Annotated in this window: 12 protein-coding genes and 1 pseudogene; 8 read left to right on the forward strand and 5 right to left on the reverse strand. The window is 70.0% G+C overall.

Annotated features, from left to right (window positions below; all coding sequences use genetic code 11):
• The first annotated feature begins 626 nt into the window (after positions 1-626).
• Positions 627-1,316, forward strand: coding sequence for a LysM peptidoglycan-binding domain-containing protein (locus FCH28_RS05915; RefSeq protein WP_136738630.1), 690 nt, complete (start codon positions 627-629; stop codon positions 1,314-1,316).
• A 592-nt stretch (positions 1,317-1,908) separates the two neighbouring features.
• On the opposite strand, the gene FCH28_RS05920 is transcribed toward FCH28_RS05915, so the two are convergent.
• A complete protein-coding gene (locus FCH28_RS05920; protein ID WP_187363764.1) occupies positions 1,909-3,150 on the reverse strand; it encodes a lactonase family protein in 1,242 nt (413 codons plus the stop codon).
• Between the two features lie 269 nt (positions 3,151-3,419).
• Positions 3,420-4,367, reverse strand: a complete 948-nt coding sequence (locus FCH28_RS05925; RefSeq protein WP_136738631.1) for a GntR family transcriptional regulator — start codon at positions 4,365-4,367, stop codon at positions 3,420-3,422.
• 521 nt (positions 4,368-4,888) lie between these two features.
• Here FCH28_RS05925 and FCH28_RS05930 point away from each other — a divergent pair.
• Positions 4,889-5,719: pseudogene (locus tag FCH28_RS05930) on the forward strand (glycoside hydrolase family 16 protein); the annotation flags it as partial.
• Positions 5,720-5,867: 148 nt separating this feature from the next.
• Positions 5,868-6,956, forward strand: coding sequence for a tetratricopeptide repeat protein (locus FCH28_RS05935; RefSeq protein ID WP_136738633.1), 1,089 nt, complete (start codon positions 5,868-5,870; stop codon positions 6,954-6,956).
• On the opposite strand, the gene FCH28_RS05940 is transcribed toward FCH28_RS05935, so the two are convergent.
• Positions 6,850-8,271: a lipase maturation factor family protein gene (locus FCH28_RS05940; protein ID WP_136738634.1), complete on the reverse strand. Its 1,422-nt coding sequence runs from the start codon at positions 8,269-8,271 to the stop codon at positions 6,850-6,852. The genes FCH28_RS05935 and FCH28_RS05940 overlap by 107 nt on opposite strands.
• A 339-nt stretch (positions 8,272-8,610) precedes the next feature.
• On the opposite strand from FCH28_RS05940, the gene FCH28_RS37925 reads away from it, so the two are divergent.
• Positions 8,611-8,781, forward strand: coding sequence for a hypothetical protein (locus FCH28_RS37925; protein ID WP_169314048.1), 171 nt, complete (start codon positions 8,611-8,613; stop codon positions 8,779-8,781).
• 29 nt (positions 8,782-8,810) lie between these two features.
• On the opposite strand, the gene FCH28_RS05945 is transcribed toward FCH28_RS37925, so the two are convergent.
• Together FCH28_RS05945 and FCH28_RS05950 are read right to left on the reverse strand one after the other, a co-directional pair.
• Complete coding sequence (locus tag FCH28_RS05945) at positions 8,811-9,386, reverse strand: TIGR03086 family metal-binding protein (protein ID WP_136738635.1); 576 nt, start codon at positions 9,384-9,386, stop codon at positions 8,811-8,813.
• A 255-nt stretch (positions 9,387-9,641) separates the two neighbouring features.
• Positions 9,642-11,471 (reverse strand): alpha-L-fucosidase, encoded by a 1,830-nt coding sequence (locus FCH28_RS05950; RefSeq protein ID WP_136738636.1) that lies wholly within the window; start codon positions 11,469-11,471, stop codon positions 9,642-9,644.
• Between the two features lie 330 nt (positions 11,472-11,801).
• Here FCH28_RS05950 and FCH28_RS05955 point away from each other — a divergent pair, with 330 nt between their 5' ends.
• The 4 genes from FCH28_RS05955 to FCH28_RS05970 all read left to right on the forward strand — a co-directional run bounded on the left by FCH28_RS05955 (position 11,802) and on the right by FCH28_RS05970 (position 16,947).
• Positions 11,802-12,965: a glycoside hydrolase family 88 protein gene (locus FCH28_RS05955; protein WP_136738637.1), complete on the forward strand. Its 1,164-nt coding sequence runs from the start codon at positions 11,802-11,804 to the stop codon at positions 12,963-12,965.
• A gap of 295 nt (positions 12,966-13,260) precedes the next feature.
• Positions 13,261-15,336 carry a restriction endonuclease gene (locus FCH28_RS05960; RefSeq protein WP_136738638.1) on the forward strand — a complete coding sequence of 692 codons (2,076 nt, stop codon included), beginning with the start codon at positions 13,261-13,263 and terminating at the stop codon, positions 15,334-15,336.
• A 197-nt stretch (positions 15,337-15,533) separates the two neighbouring features.
• Positions 15,534-16,523 carry a GNAT family N-acetyltransferase gene (locus FCH28_RS05965; RefSeq protein WP_136738639.1) on the forward strand — a complete coding sequence of 330 codons (990 nt, stop codon included), beginning with the start codon at positions 15,534-15,536 and terminating at the stop codon, positions 16,521-16,523.
• A 166-nt stretch (positions 16,524-16,689) separates the two neighbouring features.
• Positions 16,690-16,947 (forward strand): hypothetical protein, encoded by a 258-nt coding sequence (locus FCH28_RS05970; RefSeq protein WP_136738640.1) that lies wholly within the window; start codon positions 16,690-16,692, stop codon positions 16,945-16,947.
• Positions 16,948-17,030: the final 83 nt, after the last annotated feature.

Consider the following 17,030-nt stretch of genomic DNA (forward strand, 5'->3'; position numbering starts at 1 on the left):
TCGCCGTCTCCGCCACGCCGTGCGCCCCCACCGCGCCGGCCCCGGGCCCGGCCCTGGACCGCCACCCCCGCCACGTTGACCCCACCCTCCCCCATTGCCTTAAGGGCATGGGAGGTGCCCCCACCACCGGCCTGCCGCAAACCCTCCGTTCGGCGTGGTCCGTAGCACTGCCGCGCAGGGGCCGTGCGCGGTGCGTGCGGCCCCTGCCGCGCATGTGCACCGAGTCCGGCGGATGCGCTCGGCGGACGCCCCGGGATCGGTCAAATGCTCGAAACGTTCCGGGGGGCGCGGCATCCGGGGCACGGGGGGTGCGCCCCTCCCCGCCCAGGAGTGCGCCATCCGCGGAGATCGGCCCCCGCCCCCACGGCAAGGGAGCAAGCCGGGCCGCGAAGGCGCTACCGCGCGCTCTGCCGGTGCGATCGACGGCCGTGGTTGTCTCTTACTCGTCGAATTCACGGCGTCTCTCGGAATTCGCGGCACGAAGGCAACGGGCAACGCAAAGAACCAGAAACACAAAAGCAGTAAGAGCGCCGCACGGAATCAGCACGAACGCGAATAACCCGAAAGACGTCACGTTTCCTCAATAGCCGCCAGGAAACTGAGCGGCGAGCGACGGGAGCAAGAAAATGGAATTTCCTCAGGTGCCGGAACCGACTGTCCGAAGTGAATTCCGGTCCCGCGGGGTCCGGAGCGTCACGGCGGCCACGGTCCTGCTGGCGGTCGGCGCGCTGAGCCTGGCGGCCGAGGGGACCGCCGAGGGCGCGAGCGGCGGGACGTGGGACCGCCTGGCCGGCTGCGAGAGCGGCGGCAACTGGCAGATCGACACAGGGAACGGGTTCTCGGGCGGCCTGCAGTTCGCCCACTCCACCTGGCGCTCCTTCGGCGGCGGTGCCTACGGGACACGTGCGTCGCGAGCGACCAGGGAGCAGCAGATCCGGGTCGGCGAGAGGGTGCTCGCCCGTCAGGGCTGGGGCGCCTGGCCGGCCTGCTCGGCCCGACTGGGCCTCCGCTCCGGCAGCGCGCCGAGCGCCACCACACCGCGGCGCATCGTGCCGCGCACCACCACACCGCACCGCCACACCACCGAGCGGATCCGTAGCCCGCACTTCCAGCAAAAGCAGTACAAGGCGCGGCCGCACCGGAAAACCGGTGGCGTCATCGTCGTCAATAACGGCGACACCCTGAGCGGCATCGCAACCTCCTGCGGATGGTCCTGGAAGAATCTCTACGAGCTGAACCGTGGCGTGATCGGCTCGAATCCGGACCTGATTTTCCCCGGCATGCGACTGTCCGTACGGCACTCCAGCGGCGGCTGAGAACATACGCCGGCGCCAGCCGAGCACACCCGGAATACACACGTATTCCATCGCCCACCCATGGGGAATCCCGCTGAAAACTCAGCTGATTTATCAGTCGAATTCTCAGCCCGTTCTCCGCTGAATCCCGGCAAGGCGGCTCGTCCGGAGGGGGGATGAGCCACCCTGGGGAGTGGTGGGCAGGGCAGGCCGTTCCGCGGCTCCGCGGACGGCCTGCCCGCGCAGCAGTCCGCCGTTCCGGTTTCCGCCGCATCCCGCACCCAGGGGCACATCGATCACCGGATAGACGAACAGGCAATGGATCCATAGGAGTTGAGGAGGAAGAAGGAAGGAGAAGGAAGGAGGAGGGAGGAAGGGGAGGAAGGGAGAGGGATGGGCCGGGGGAAATCCGGGGCGCGATCAACGAGGAATGGCCGGCCGAAGTCCCGCCGGCCGCGCCCGCCGCGGTACGCCCTTCGCGCTGACCTCGGCGAAAGCGCGCGCCGCATCCCGGCGGTGCAACCCGTGACGGGTCTGCGCGGACAGCAGCGAACAGTAACTGGGAGGACGTATAAGAGGACGCATAAAGCGCGGAGTTCGGACCGGGCGGCCGTCAGAGGGGCAGGACGCACACCGGGATGGGGGCGGCGAACGGCTCGCCGACCTGATTGACCGCCCCGGTCCGCGCGTCGACCGCGAACACCGTCACCGACCCCGACTTCTGGTTCGCCGCGAACAGCCAGCGCTGGTCCGGCGAGAACGCGATCTGCCGCGGGAAGTCCCCGCCCACCGGCACGGTGTCCAGCAGCCGCAGCCGCGCCCCACCGGCCTCCACCGCGTAACGGGTGAGGCTGTTGTGACCCCGGTTGGCGAGATAAGCGAAACGGCCCTCCCGGGTGACCAAGATCTGCGCGGGAAAGCTGGTCCCCTGGCCGGTCCCCGTGGACTGCGGCTCGCCGGGCGCGAGCCGACCGCTGTCCGGGTCGTAACCGCAGACCACCACCGTGTTGTCGACCTCGTTCGCCAGATAGGCGAAGGTCCCCGACGGGTGGAACGTCAGATGACGGGGGCCGGCCCCGGGGCGCAGCGTCGCATACGACACCGGGGTGAGCTTTCCGGCCGACGGGTCGAGACGGTAGCTGTAGACGGTGTCGTTGCCGAGGTCGACGGCGAGCAGATGGGCGCCGTCCGGGCTGGTGATGATCTGGTGGGCGTGCGGACCGTCCTGGCCGGGACCGGGCGGCGGGCTGGAGTGGACGAGCAGATCCGTACGCGGGCCCAGGGCGCCGCTGCCCGGGTCGATCGGATGCACGGCCACGCTGCCGGAGAGGTAGTTGGCGCTGAGCAGCCAGCGCCCACTGGGATGCACCGAGAGATGACAGGGCCCGGCGCCACCGGTGGACCGGCTGCCGAGCACCCTGGGCGGGCCGCCCGGCGGCAGCGCGAGGGCGGTCACCGCGCCCTCTTCCCGCTCATCGACCGCGTAGAGCGTGCGGCCGTTCGGGGCGAGTGCCAGGTAGGAGGGATCGGCGACGCCCGCAACGACGCCGGTGGCGGTGATCCGGCCGGTCGTCGCGTCGTACGTGCCCAGGCCGACGCCGGTGCCGCCGCCTTCCTTGGAGGTGTACGTCCCCAGGAAGAGCGGCCGGGTGGTGCGCGGGCGGTGGCGGGGGCGGTGTCCGGCCTGCACGGGGGCCGCGTCTTCGGCCGTGAACAGGGCGGTACCGACCGCCGCGGCCAGCCCGCCCGCGACCGTGCCGAGGAACCGCCGGCGGCCGATACGGGTGCCGGACCCGGGCGGCCCGGTCGGTGACGTCGTCCCGGTCCGTGCCGTCCCGTTCCGTGCTGCGCTCATGCCACACCTCGGCGTTCGGCGATCTCGTGGGGGAATTCCCTGGGTAAGTCCATGGGGCGATCTTGTGAGGGGTCTCGTGAGAAGTCTCGTGAGGGGGTCGGGTCTCGTGAGGCGCTCTCCTGCGTGCCAGCCAGGGTGGCCCGTGCCGCACGCTACGGCAAGGAGCGCAACGCGGCGGTCCGGCCCATGGAGCGCCCGTGGAATGCCCCTGCGCTGCCCCTGAACTGCACATGGGCTGCTCATGGTGCTCATCGGCTGCCCCTTGATCCCTACTGGACGTCGCCGCTGGTGGACGAGGTGAGCGGGGCGCGGCGCGCGAGGTCGCCGGGTGGGATGCCGGGGTGGTGGCTGCCGTGGCCCGCCATGGAGGCGGCAGCCGTCATCGAAGTGGCATCCGCCGTTGAGATGGAGTCCGCTGTGCTGGCATCCGTTGTCGTGGCATTCGCTGACGTGGTGGCAGCCGTCGGTGGTGACGGTCGTCCGGCGTCGTCCGGGCCGTCGAGGGTGAGGCGGGAGACGATGCGGTAGCGGTCGCCGCGGTAGAGGGAGCGGACATATTCGACCGGGCGGCCCGCGGTGTCGGTGGTCAGCCGCTCGAAGAGCAGCGCGGGGGACAGCACCGGGACGTCCAGCAGCCGTGCCTCGGCCTCGTTGGTCACCGTCGGCTCGATGGACTGGACGGCCTCGTGGACCCGGACCCCGTGCCGCTCCCGCAGATGTCCGTACAGGTGGCCCTCCTCCAGCTCCCGGGCGGACAGCTTCGGCAGCAAGGCCACCGGGAGGTGCAGATGTTCTATGGCGATGGGGGCGCCGTCGACCAGCCGGAGGCGGGAAGCGGAGTAGATCCGGTCCGCGGGGGAGAGGCGCAGCTTGCGGCCGACGCGGGCGCCGGCCTGGGTGGTGGTAAAGGCCAGCAGTCTGCTGGTCCATACGCCGGACGCCTGCGGGACGCTGCACGTCCGCTGCCCGGAGACCAGTTCCTGGGTGATCTTGCCGGGTGCCACGAACACCCCGCGGCCGTGCTCCCGTACGAGCAGACCGGTCGCGACGAGATCGTCCACGGCGGCGCGCAGGGTCGGCCGGGAGACGCCGAAACGGGTGCACAGGGTGCGTTCGGAGGGGATGGCGTCGCCTGGCTGCCGGACGTCGATCAGCTCCAGGACTCCCGCCCGTACCCGCTCCCGCTTGAGCATCGCGCCCCGCGTCTCACCGTCCATGTCCGCCGCCTTCCGCCCCCGGCCGACGGAACGCGTCGGGCCGCAACTGGTCTGCTGGTCAAGTGGAGTTTATCGATCGCGAGGCTGAGGCGGGGGAGTGGGCGGGGCGCCTGTGGATAACCCGCCTAGCCGTAAAAACCCTCCAAGTGGGGGCGCTTGACGGGTACTTGACGACCGCATTGGTCTATGCCACCTTCGCAACCACGCCGGCATCGCACCTCTATCGCCTTGTCCAGTAAGGCATAACTGGTCAGCTGGTGGGGCCTGTTAGGTGGTCAAACTGGTCAACTGGTCAGGTGTCGGCTAGCCAGTCTCAGCATCCAGCCACCCAGCCACGCAGCCACCCAGCTGTTCCCACCTGAGTCCCACTCGAAGGAGAGGTCCTCGTGTCCGGAACCCCCCACACCCCGGTTGCCATAGCCGCAGCGCTGGCCGCCGCGCTCGCCCTGACCGGCTTCGCGTCCACCGCCACCGCCACCACCACCACTGTCACCGCCGGGCCACCGCCTGCGGCCGACGAAGTGCTCTTCGACGACTTCGACTACACCGGGCACGACGACCCGGCCCTCGGCGCCCACGGCTGGACCGTACGCTCCGGATCCGGCGGCCCCGGAGTTCCGGGCGCCACCTGGGCACCGGAGAACATCACCTTCGCCAAAGAGGGAGGAGCGGGCGGCGGCAACTCGGTGATGACCCTGCGGACCGCCACATCCGGCACCGCCCAGAGCACCGAGCAGGCCGAACTCCACACCCAGCGCATGAAGTTCGGGTACGGAACGTACGCGGCACGGGTCAAGTTCAGCGACGCCCCGGCCTCCGGACCCGATGGCGACCATGTCAATCAGGCCTTCTTCGCCATCAACGAACTCAAGGCCCCGATGGACAAGGACTACGCCGAGTACGACTTCGAGTATCTGCCCAACGGCGGATGGGGCGAGAACGGCAACATCCTCTACACGACCTCCTGGGACACCTTCAATCCCGACCCCTGGGAGGTGGTCAACCAGCACACCGAGGAGCGCCGCAGCGTCGCCGGCTGGCATGACCTCGCGATCACCATCGACGCCACCGGCATCACCTACTACGTCGACGGACGGCAGTTCGCCCGGCACGACCCCGAGTACCTGCCCGAGAAGCCGATGTCGATCGACTTCAACCAGTGGCTGATCGATCTCGAAGGACAGACCGGCACCGAGGCCCGCGGCTACGACCAGCAGGTGGACTACGTGCTGCACGTCAAGGACCAGGTCCTCACACCCGCGCAGATCAAGGCGGCGGTGGAGGAGCGCCGCGCCGCGGGGACCACGTTCGAGGACACCGTCCCGGCGGCATCCCCGGCCGCCCGACCCTGACAGACCCGTACATCCCGTTGATGACCACCACCCCCGTCCGTAGAACTCAAGTCGTACGGCACAACCCATACGCGGACGGATTCGCCGCACCCCGGACGACTCGTAGCGTCTTGATCAAGCACGAGAATGATCGAGAGGCCACGGAAATATGTACGGCAAGGCATTCGCTCCCGAATACCAGGGTGAGCTGGGCTCGGCACTGGGCGTGAACTCCTCCTACGAGGAGGTACTGGCGACGGCGAACCGCGCCCGCTCCAGCGCGGGCACGGCACTGGAGCGGGCGCGCGCCGCGCTGGCCGTCGCCGAGGCCAATCGGCGGCTGGGGCGGGTGGACGACGCCGGCGCCGCCTGGCGGGAGAGCTACCGCAGCGCGCGCACCGCGGACGACGCGGCCGCCATGGCCTGGGCGCTGTGGAGCGGCGGCACCCTCGCCCGCCAGTGCGGGACGCTGCCGCTCGCCCGCCGTCTGCTCACCCACGCCGTCACGCTGGCCGACGGCAGCGGTGACCGCCTCGCCCACGGCTACGCGCTCGCCGGCCTCGCCGAGACCGGCCGCATACAGGGCGACTACGCCGCCGTCGCCGAACTCCACGAGCAGCTGCTCGAACAGGGCCGGGCGCACGGCGAGGCCCGGCACATGGTCTGGGCGATGTCCGGTATCGCCCAGATGCATCGCAACACCGGCGACTACGACAAGGCCCTGGAGCTGTTCGAGGAGTCCGTCCGAATAGCGACCGAGGCCGACGACGCCCGCGGCCGCGCCTGGTCGCTGCGTGGGATAGCCGACGTCCTCTCCGTACAGGGCCGGCCGGACCGGGCGCTGGAGCTGCTGTCCGAGGCGGAGGTCATCTGCCGCAGCATGGACCTGGCCAGTGCGCTCGCCTACAACCACAAGATGCGCGGCAATGTCCAGTACCGCGCCGGGCGCTACCAGGAGGCCCGCGAGACCTACGCCCTCTCGCTCCGGGAGTTCACCGAGATGCAGGAGCCGCGCGGCGTCGCGCTGTCCCGGCTCGGCCTGGTCAAGTCCCGCGCCCGCCTCGGCCGCGACCCGCACGAGACTCTCGCCGAACTCGCCGAACTGGAAAAGGACTTCACGCGCATCGGGCTGCGGCACGCCCGCGACATGGTCATCGCCTTTCGCGCAGAGGTGACAGCCCCACCGGCGGCAGAAACTCCCGCACCTCACTGCGATGCCACCACGCTCCGGTCTCCCGCAGTTCCCGCCAGGTCGTAAAGCGGTACCGGAAGATCCGGGCCCGCACCCGCGCGGGCGGCACCTCCGGGAACGGATTGCCGCGCAGCAGCCGCAGCGTGTCACGGTCGTTCTCCAGCAGCCGTTCCACGAACGGCAGAAACCACGAGCGCGCATAGGCGGGGGACAGCGCCGCGAACCACATCAGCCAGTCCAGCCGCAGGTGGTACGGGGCGAACTGGCGCGGCAGCCGGCCCACCGCCCCCGGCTTGCCGTGGAACTCGTACGCGATCCAGGTGGTGTCGGGCCCGGTCACCGCGTCCGCCGTGCCCTCGACCACGATCTCCCGGCGGATCCGGGTGATGGTGCCGAACGCGCCATAGGAATTGACCAGATGCAGCGACTCGTAAGAGGTGTTCATCATCTGCTGCCGGGTCAGCAGATTGCGCGCCGGCCAGTAGCTGAGGACGACGACGAGCACGGTGGCCGTGATGACCAGGACCTCGAACCACACCGGGGACGAGGGGAGGGGCGAGCGGTCGGACCAGAGGGGAGCGGCGGCCGACATGGCAAGCGCGATGGTCAGCCAGTTCAGCCAGGCGAAATTACCGGACAGGACCAGCCACAGCTGGGTGACGACCATCCCGGCCGCGGCCCAGCCGGCCACCGGCTGAGGGGTGAACAGCAGGACGGGGAGGGCGAGTTGGGCGAAATGGTTGGCGGCCACCTCGGCCTTGTGCAGCGGCTTGGGCAGATGGTGGAAGAACCAGCTCAGCGGGCCCGGCATCGGCTGGGTCTCGTGGTGGTAATACAGACAGGTCAGATCGCGCCAGCAGCTGTCGCCGCGCATCTTGATCAGTCCGGCCCCGAACTCCACCCGGAACAGCACCCAGCGCAGCAGCCACATCACCAGCACCGGGGGAGCGGTCTCGGCGTTGCCGAGGAAAACGGCGAGCCAGCCCGACTCCAGCAGCAGCGACTCCCAGCCGAAGCTGTACCACGTCTGGCCCACATTGACGATGGACAGATACAGCACCCACAGCACCGCCCACATCACCATCGACGCCCACAGCGGCACGGCATCCGCGGCCCCCGCCGCGACCGCGGCCGCCAGCAGCGCCCCGCCCCACGACCAGGCGGCGAAGAACCGGTCGGAGTAGTGCCAGTGGAACACCGACGGCGAGGAGCGGAACGCCACACGGGCCACGAACTCGGGAATCGGCAGCATTCCGCGCTCACCGATGAGCGCCCGGAACTGCCGGAGAGCCGCGATGAACGCGATCAGATAGAGGGCGGCCAGCATCCGCTGGAAGACCAGCCGGCCGAGCCAGTAGTTGCTTTCTGCGAACCATTCCACCCGCCCATGGGTAGCACTGCGGCCGTCGGCCCGGCCGAAAGACGCGCGGCGGCGAAGGCTGATCCCCGGCGGCGGACACAGCGGCGGACGGCACCCCGCTCACCGGTCCCCGACACACGGAGAGGGTGGTTTTTTCGCCATTCGTCGACATGCCTCTATCGCCGGAAAACGTCGCGCGCGCCAGGTGTGACGTCGATAGTCTGGTGGGGACGGACGACCTTTCTGGGAGACGCCAACACCATTGGCCCGTCGCGGGAACGCCACAAACCCTGGCTGACCTCCCGGTTTGTGAAGAGGCGCCACCGCGTCGGAACCAATACCTCGATCAAGGAGTGCGTGGTGGCAATGCGCAAGGCTCAGTACAAGCAGCCCCGCTCGAAGCAGGGCGACCGGCAAGGCCGCATCAAGGAAGTCCGCAACCTGGAGGTCTGGGGCCGCTGCGCCCCCGTGCGTCTCGCCGGCTGTGACGACGACCCCGCCGAGCCGTACATCATCCGCGGCATCGACTGACCCGCGCGGCGTCGGCCCTGACCCACTGATCAGGGCCGACGGCCCAGCAGACACAGCAGCCTGGTGAGATCGTCGGCATCCGCCGGAGGCTCCACCGGCGCGGCGAACAGCCCCGACATACCGAGGTCCGAGGCATACGGCTCCACCTCGCGCAGCGCCGCCGTCGCCAGCCGGCCCGGCAGCCGCTCATCGGCGCCGATCGCCCGCGAGAGATCCCAGGAGTGCACCACCGCATCGGCCATCATCTGCGTGCAGTACGCGGCGGCCGGGCTGGACCCGTAGGACAGATGCACCGTACGGTCCAGCGCGCCGGGCGCGGAGAACGCCGCGACCGCGGCCACCGCCGCCCGGTCCCAGACCGCGGCCGGGTCCACGCCGAGCTGGTCGCCGTCGAAATCCGTGCCCACCTCCGCGACCGAGGCACCGTCCCGCACCAGGCGGGGCACCCACAGCTGTTCGGCCGTCAGATGATTCACCAGGTCGCGCACGGACCACTCCGTGCACGGCGTCGGTGCCTCCCACTGGTCGTCGCGGACGGCATGGACCCGGCTCCCGAAGAGCGCGATGGCCTCGCCATGGGTGCGCAGGATCTCGTCTTTGTTCATGCCTCCCGAGGATAGGAGCGGGCACTGACAACGGCGCTCCGACGCACGGCCATCACCCGTACCCCCGCGACGACCCCGGCGACGACCCCGGCGACGACCCCCGCGACGGCTCCCCTGCCGCACTCCGATGACTCGTTCGGCCCAACCGGCAGCGCGCGTTTTCCGTGCCGGCCGCCGGCCGCCGGCCGCCAGCCCGGACGCGGTGCCGGCCGACCCCGGAACACCCCGCCGGCACCACATCGACGACGACGCCGGTCAGCCCGCGTACAGCTGACGCCGCGGCACGATCTCCTGGGCCTGGCTGGGGCTGGACCACAACAGCTTCATATGCGCCTCGCCGGTCCCCTCCGTATGGTCGATCCGGATGCGGTGCCGCTGACCGGCCTTGAGGGCGACGGTTCCCTTGTCGGCCTTCGGGCCGTGCGGCACGGCATTGTCGATCACCAGCCTGCCGTCGATCCACAGTCGCACGGTGTCGTCCGAGACGGTGGTGAAGGTGTAGGTCTCGTCGAAGCGTGGCTGGATGCCGCCGGTCCAGCGGGTGCTGAAGTGTTCGGCGGGGATCTTCGCGTCCGGTGATCCGTCGAAGCGGTACGACTCGTTCACCGTCGGGTCGACGCCGGTCACCGCGGGCGGCCCGCTGAAGGAGTCGTTCGCCCAGCTCTGCGCGGTCAGCCCTGTCCCGGTGCCGGCGGGCGCCGCCTGCGGAGGGACGATCCTGAGCCGGATGACGCTCGCTACGACACCGGTGGACGCACCCGACGGGGTGAGGTCGAAACCGTCACCGGACGGGGTGACCGCCACCCGCTGGGAGCTGCCCAGCACCCGGGCCGAGGCGATGGTGAAGGGCGCCCTGGCCGTCAGATGCAGCGGACGACCGGCCTCCGGCCAGGAGGTGACGGACGCGTACAGGTCGTCGCCCCGCCGGGAGACCGCGCCCCAGGAAGGATCCGCGACCAGCCCGGTGTGCCCGGCCCCGTACACCGCTCCGCCCCGGCCGTGCGCGCCCAGCCACTCGCCGGCCTCGCGCAGCCGGTCCACGGACGGCTGCGGAACGCGTCCCCGCTTGTCCGGGCCGACGTTCAGCAGATAGTTGCCGCCACGGCTCGCGACGTCCAGAAGGTTGCGGACGACGGTGGCCGACGACTTCCAGTTGGTGTCGTACCTGGCGTACCCCCAGTGGTCGTTGAGCGTCATACAGCTCTCCCACAACTGTCCGTCGACCGGCTCGGCGGGAATCTCCTGCTCCGGCGTGCCGAAGTCGCCGTCGACCACCTCGCGCTTGCCGACCCGGTTGTTGACGACCAGCCCGGGGTTCAACTCGTGCAGATACGCCTGAAGCTCCGCGCCGTCCCGACGTGACCAGTTGTTGGTCGGGTTGTCCGCGTCCCACTCGCCGTCGAACCACAGCAGCGCCGGATCATAGTTGTCCACCAGCTCCTTGAGCTGGCCGTACATCCGCTTCTTGTAGCGCGGGAAGGTCGACGGGTCCGCGAAGTCGGGGTCGTGCCAGTCCCAGATCGAGTAGTAGAAACCGAGATTGATCCCGGCGGCGTCGGCGGCCCGCTTCAGCTCGGCGAGGATGTCGCGCCGCTTGTCGAACGACGAGTGGTCGCGCAGGTTCCACTCGTTCTGCTTCGTCGGCCACATCGCATAGCCGTCGTGGTGCTTGGAGGTGATGACGATATAGCGCTGGCCGGCGTCCTCGGCGGCCCTGACGATCGCCTCGGCGTCGAAGTCCGCCGGATCGAAGGCGGCGGCCTGCTTCTCGTACGCGTCGTCCGGAATCCTGCACTCCCGCTTGATCCACTCCGCGTTGCGGCACACCGTGCCGTCGGGCGCGGTGTACTCGCCCTCCAGGTTCGAGTACGCGCCGAAGTGGATGAACATCCCGAACCGGTCCTGACGCCACCATGAGGTGCGCTCGGAGGTGAAGGGGTCGTCGGTCGCATGGTTGGTTCCCGGGCCCGCGGCGGACCGCGCCGGCGCCTTCGCCGCGGTCGCGGGGCCGCCGACGGCCAGCAGCAGGGCGCCCAGCAGCCCCAGAACTCCCAGTAACCGGGCGGGTCTTGTGCGGCTGTGCATCACTCGCTCCTTCGGTCGGTCGGGTGCCTTTCCGTCCCACCGGCATGGTGCAGGCGTCGCTACGCGGACGGGAAGCCCTCAGACGCGACAAACATCGGAGCACCTTCGCCAAACCATCGGCAAGTTGGGGGAGTTGGAGGCCATGAAGGTCAAATTCCTCGGACCTAAGAGGGGTACTGGCGACGACCATCGGTGTCGACGCCTTCCACCGCTCAACTCCCCTTCCCCAAGCAGGAGTTCGCTGCCAAGATGACGGTGAACTCTCACATGACGGAACTGCGTTCATCCATTTGAACTCGCTTGTGAACTCACCACCGGGGAGGCCCGGGCATGGAGCGTCGGCACATACTCGCGATCGGTGCCGCGCTGGCGGCCGGCACCGCACTGCCCGTCCGGACGGCCGGCGCCGCCACCGGGCCCCGCCCCTCCCACCGACCGCCGGACCGCGCCGAGATCGTCGCCGTACTGCGCCGGGTCGCCGACCACTGGATCGGCGCGCACTCCGACCCCGGCGACAACCAATGGGCGCGCGCCACCTTCTTCAGCGGGCTGATGGCCCTGTACCGCCTCACCCGCGAGCCCCGCTACCTCGCGTACACCCGCGGCTGGGCGGAGAAGCACGGCTACGGGCTGCACAACGGCGTCACCACCCGGCACGCCGACGACCACTGCGCCGGGCAGGTCCACCTCGACCTGTACGCGCTCGACACCTCGCCCGACCAGGCGAAAATCGCCGCCATCGAGGACTCCCTCCAGCGCATGGTCCAGTCCTCCGCCGAAAAACACGACGACTGGTGGTGGGCCGACGCGCTGCACATGGCGATGCCGCCGTTCGCACGGCTCGGGGCGCTGCGCGACGACCCCGCCTACGGGGACGCGATGCACGCGCTCTACACCCACACCAAGAACGCCGAGGGCGGACCCGGACTCCATGACCCCGACACCGGCCTCTGGTACCGGGACAAGCGGTTCCTGCCGGGCGGTATCGCCTCCCCGAGCGGCAAACCCGTCCTGTGGTCGCGCGGCAACGGCTGGGCCGCGGCCGCCCATGCCAAGGTGCTCGCCGTAGCGGACAACTCCCACGTCGATGACTCCCACGCCCCGGAATGCCGCGCCACGCTCGTCCGCCAACTGGCCGCGCTGCGGGCCGTCCAGCGGTCCGACGGGTTCTGGAATGTGAACCTGGCCGACCCCGACCACCTGCCGGGACCCGAGACCAGCGGCACCGCCTTCTTCACCTACGGGACGGCCTACGCGCTGCGCGCCGGCCTGGTCCCGCGCGAGGTCTTCCGCCCCGTCGCCGCTCGCGCCTGGAACGCGATGGTCGACACCGCGCTGCACCCCGACGGCTTCCTCGGCTACGTCCAGAACGTCGGCGACCGCCCCGAGTCCAGCCAGCCGGTCACCTACGACTCCACCGCCGACTTCGGAGTCGGCGCGTTTCTGTTGGCGGGTACGGAACTCTGCGCTGCGCTTCGCCTGGGCCGTTTTTAGCTTTCCCGCCTCGGGGACCGGGGACCAAACTCGCGCACGATGACCTGCACTCGGCAACGTTCCGTCACGCACCACCTACGTTTCCCGTCCCCACCCCAACGGGAGGGGACGGGCCGCGGGACGGAGTCGTGCGGCCCGTCACCGCACCCGACAGCCCAGCGCAGCTGCAACAGCCCGCCGCAGGCGCAACGGCGACAAACCCCCACGGCGGGAAAGCCAAAGACGGCGGGGACCAAGCCGGCAGCCCAGACCAACCCGGCAGCCCAACCCAAGCGCAGCGATAAAGTAGATCGCCATGAGCCGCCGTTCCCATGGATTAATGGCCGTCTGGGCCGAGGCACAGCGTCAGCAACAACGCCAGCAGGAGGCCCAGCAGCGCGCGCAGGCGCAGCACCAGCGAGATCTGGAACGGCAGCGGCGCGACGCCGATCGGGCCATGGCCCGGATGCACCGCGAGCGGCAGGCGGCCTACCGCCAGCAGCGCGAGGCCGACGCCATGCGGCGGACGGAGGAGCTGGACGCGCGCGTCGCCGCCCTGACGGGACTCCTCGCGGACGGCTGCCGCGCCCCCGCCTTCCAGGCGTCCGCCCTGCTGCGGCCCGAGCGCATCGAGGAGTTCGCGCCCGGCGCTCTCGCCACCCCCGTCCCGATGCCCGACCCGGCCCGCTACCAGGCGTCGATGAGCGGCTGGCACGGCGCCACCCGGCGGGCCCACGCGCAGGAGGAGGCCCGCGCCCAGTACGAGCGGGACTGGTACGCCGCGCAGGCCGCGGAGAACCAGCGGCAGGCCCAACTGGCCGCGTACCGCCACCAGTACGACCAGTGGGCGGCCGGCGCGCTGGCCGAGATCCGGCAGCACAACGCCGGCATCGAGGAGCTGCTCGCCGGCCTGCGGACCGGCGACGCGGACGCCGCCGTCGAATACTTCTCCGCCGCCCTGTACGCCTCCACCGCCTGGCCCGAGGGCTTCCCGCGCCAGGTTGCCGCCGCCTACGACCCGACCGCCAGGCAACTCGTACTGGACTGGGAACTGCCGGGATTCGACATCGTCCCCGAGACCAAGTCGGTCCGGTACATGCCCACCGCCGACCGGGAGAAGGAGACGGCCAGGCCGGTCGCCCAGCGTCGCGCGCTCTACCGCGACGTACTGGCGCAGAGCGTGCTGCTCGTCCTGCGCGACCTCTTCGCGGCCGACGCCTACGAGGCGCTGGACTCGGTCGCCCTGAACGGCTTCGTGGACGATGTGGATCCGGTGACCGGCCGCCCGGCCCAGGTCTACCTCGCCACCGTCATGGCACCCCGCACCGCCTTCGACACGTTCCACTTGGCGCAGGTCAGCGCGGTGGACTGTCTGACCGACGGGCTGCGCGGCCAACTCGCCGCGCGCCCCGACCAGCGGACCGCGGTCCGCCCGGCACGGCTGCCCGGCGATGTCGGCGGCGGGGTCGTCTCGCACGGCGGCGAGGGCGAGCCCGATCTCTACGAGATGGATCCGATCGCCTTCGAGAACCTGATCGCCGAGCTGTTCCGCGGCATGGGCATGCAGGCGGTGACGACCCAGCGGTCCGGTGACGGCGGAGTGGACGTGGACGCGCTGGACCCCGACCCGATCCGCGGCGGCAAGATCATCGTGCAGGTCAAGCGGTACCGTAACACCGTCCCACCCACCGCCGTCCGCGATCTCTACGGCACCGTTCAGTCCGAAGGCGCCAACAAGGGCGTCCTGGTGACGACCTCCCGCTTCGGCCCCGGCGCCCACACCTTCGCCAACGGCAAGCCCCTCACTTTGATCGCCGGCCCCGAACTCGTCGACCTGCTCGGCCGATACGGGCTGCGCGGGCGCCTGGGCGGCGGCGACCAGACGGGCCCCGCCACCGACGAGACGCCCGACCACAACATCCTCGGCATGAACTGGTCAGGAGACGTCGCCCTGGACGTCTGCGCGCTGGTGTGCAAGGGCACCCGCGTCCTCAGCGACGACCACTTCGTCTTCTACAACAACCCACGCACCCCGGACGGCTCGGTACGCATGCTGCCCGGCTTCGGCCCCGACCGCGCCGCGATGCAGGTACGGTTCGAGTCCCTGCCCGCCGACGCCGACCGCCTCGTCCTCGTCGCCGCCATCGACCCCGAGGCCAACCCCGGCGCCGACCTCGCCGGTTTCACCGACGCCCGGATCCGCCTCCTCGACGCATCGGGCACGGAACTCGGCGAACTGGAGGTCTCGGACGGCCGCCGCGGCGAAACCGCCCTGGTCCTCGGCTCCTTCCGCCAACGCGCAAGCGGGGACTGGGACTTCGTCATCGGCGGCAAGGGCTTCGAGGGGGGGCTGGAGGCGCTGGTGCACGATTACGGGATCGAGGTGGCCTAGGCGGTGTTCGACGGGCCGGCACCAACCCACATCCCCACATCTGGGATCGTTCATGACCGCGTGGGCCCACAGCGCCAGGACGCCAAGGTCGCGCCCCTGAGGGGAGACCCGCCCGTTGGCGCGAGCCAAGTCGCCTCCCCCGCAGGTAGATTGGGGCGGTTGTCGCCCAGCGGGGGGCGCCTGGCGGAGGGGACGGAATGGCCGTGGACACGAGCAAGATCGAGATCATCCGAGCGGACGAGTCACATCTGCCGGAGGTCGTGGCACTCGCCGGGGCCCGCAGCCTGGACCCGTCCGACCTCGCCGCGGCCGGCCGTGACGGCTTCCTCGTCTCCGACTACACGCTGGACGACTACCGGTCCCGGCTCACCCATGCCGAGCACTTCTGGGTGGCGGTCAGGGACAACGAAGTGCTCGGCTTCCTCCTCGCGTACACCGACGAGCAACTGGAGCCGGAGGAGTGGCTCAACCACCGCATCAAGACATCACTCGGGTCGTTCCTGGTCATCAAGCAGGTCTGCGTCTCGCGCAACGCCGCCCGGCGGGGCGTCGCCTCGCGGCTCTACCACCACGTACTGGAGCAGTGGCCGGCCAGCCCGGTGATAGCCGCTGTGGTGAGCGAACCGTACAACCACGCGTCGGCGCGGTTCCACCGCAAACTCGGCTTCGAGGAACTCACCCGGCTCACCCCGCCCGACGGGCGGCCCCGCACCGTGTGGGTCTGGCGCAAGCCACGCGAATCCATGCTCCAGGTGCAGTACTCGGTGGCGGTCGACCTCTACAAACACGAGGACACCACCAACTGGCACAAGCTGAACAACTTCTTCTACATCACGGCCGCGATGGCCGCCGCGGTGGCGGTGACGCTGGGCAAGGACGGCGCCGCGTCGAAGGAGGTGGCACGGAGCCTCGCACTGATCATCGCGGCGATCGGATTCGGCTGTTCGCTGGCCTTCTCGCAGATGCTGCGGTTCGGCCGGCGCTACCTGCTCGCCCGCAAGAGCGCGGTCATGGAGCTGGAGGAGCACATGGCCTGGCACGGCGGCCAACGGATCGTCGGCAGGGACACAGGGAGCGCGGGCAACAGCTGGCTCAGATCCTCGCCGACGGGTCTGATCATGATTGTGCTGCCACTGCTGGTGGCGGTGTGCTGGGTGGCGATGGGCGTGGTGATCGCCGCGATGTGATGCGGTTCGTCCCACCAACACCGCGCCGCTCCACCGGCTCCCGCGCCTCCCCGCGCGATCAGCAGAAGCAACCCTTCCGGGCGTGCGGCGGTCCTACCGGGCGTCGTGCCCAGAGGTCAGCCTCGCGCGACTCGTACCGGTGAACCGACTGGAAGGGACGTAGTCCATGGAGCACGATCCCGGCCTCTGCCTGGACGTTCCGGAGGGTTTCGACGATTCGGATGCCGACTCTCAGGTCCATCCCATGGCCAGGAAGCTGTTCTCCGCCTCAACTGCCGCGGGAGCTTTCGGGAAAGCCCAGGAGTGGGTGGGGGAACAAAGCCTCTTGGTGGTGGACGTGTCATGGGACTACGCGTGGGGCGAGGACGAGCCCTACACGCTGAGCGTCTATTTCACGTTCGAGCTGGATCCCGACGACGCCTGAGCACGGCTGTGCGACGCGGTCGAGCGGCCGCCCGCGGTGTTCCTGCGGGCGGCCGCTCGACAACTTCTACGGTTCGGCAGGGC

It is taken from the genome of Streptomyces piniterrae (genome assembly GCF_005048155.1).
Taxonomy (GTDB): domain Bacteria; phylum Actinomycetota; class Actinomycetes; order Streptomycetales; family Streptomycetaceae; genus Streptomyces; species Streptomyces piniterrae.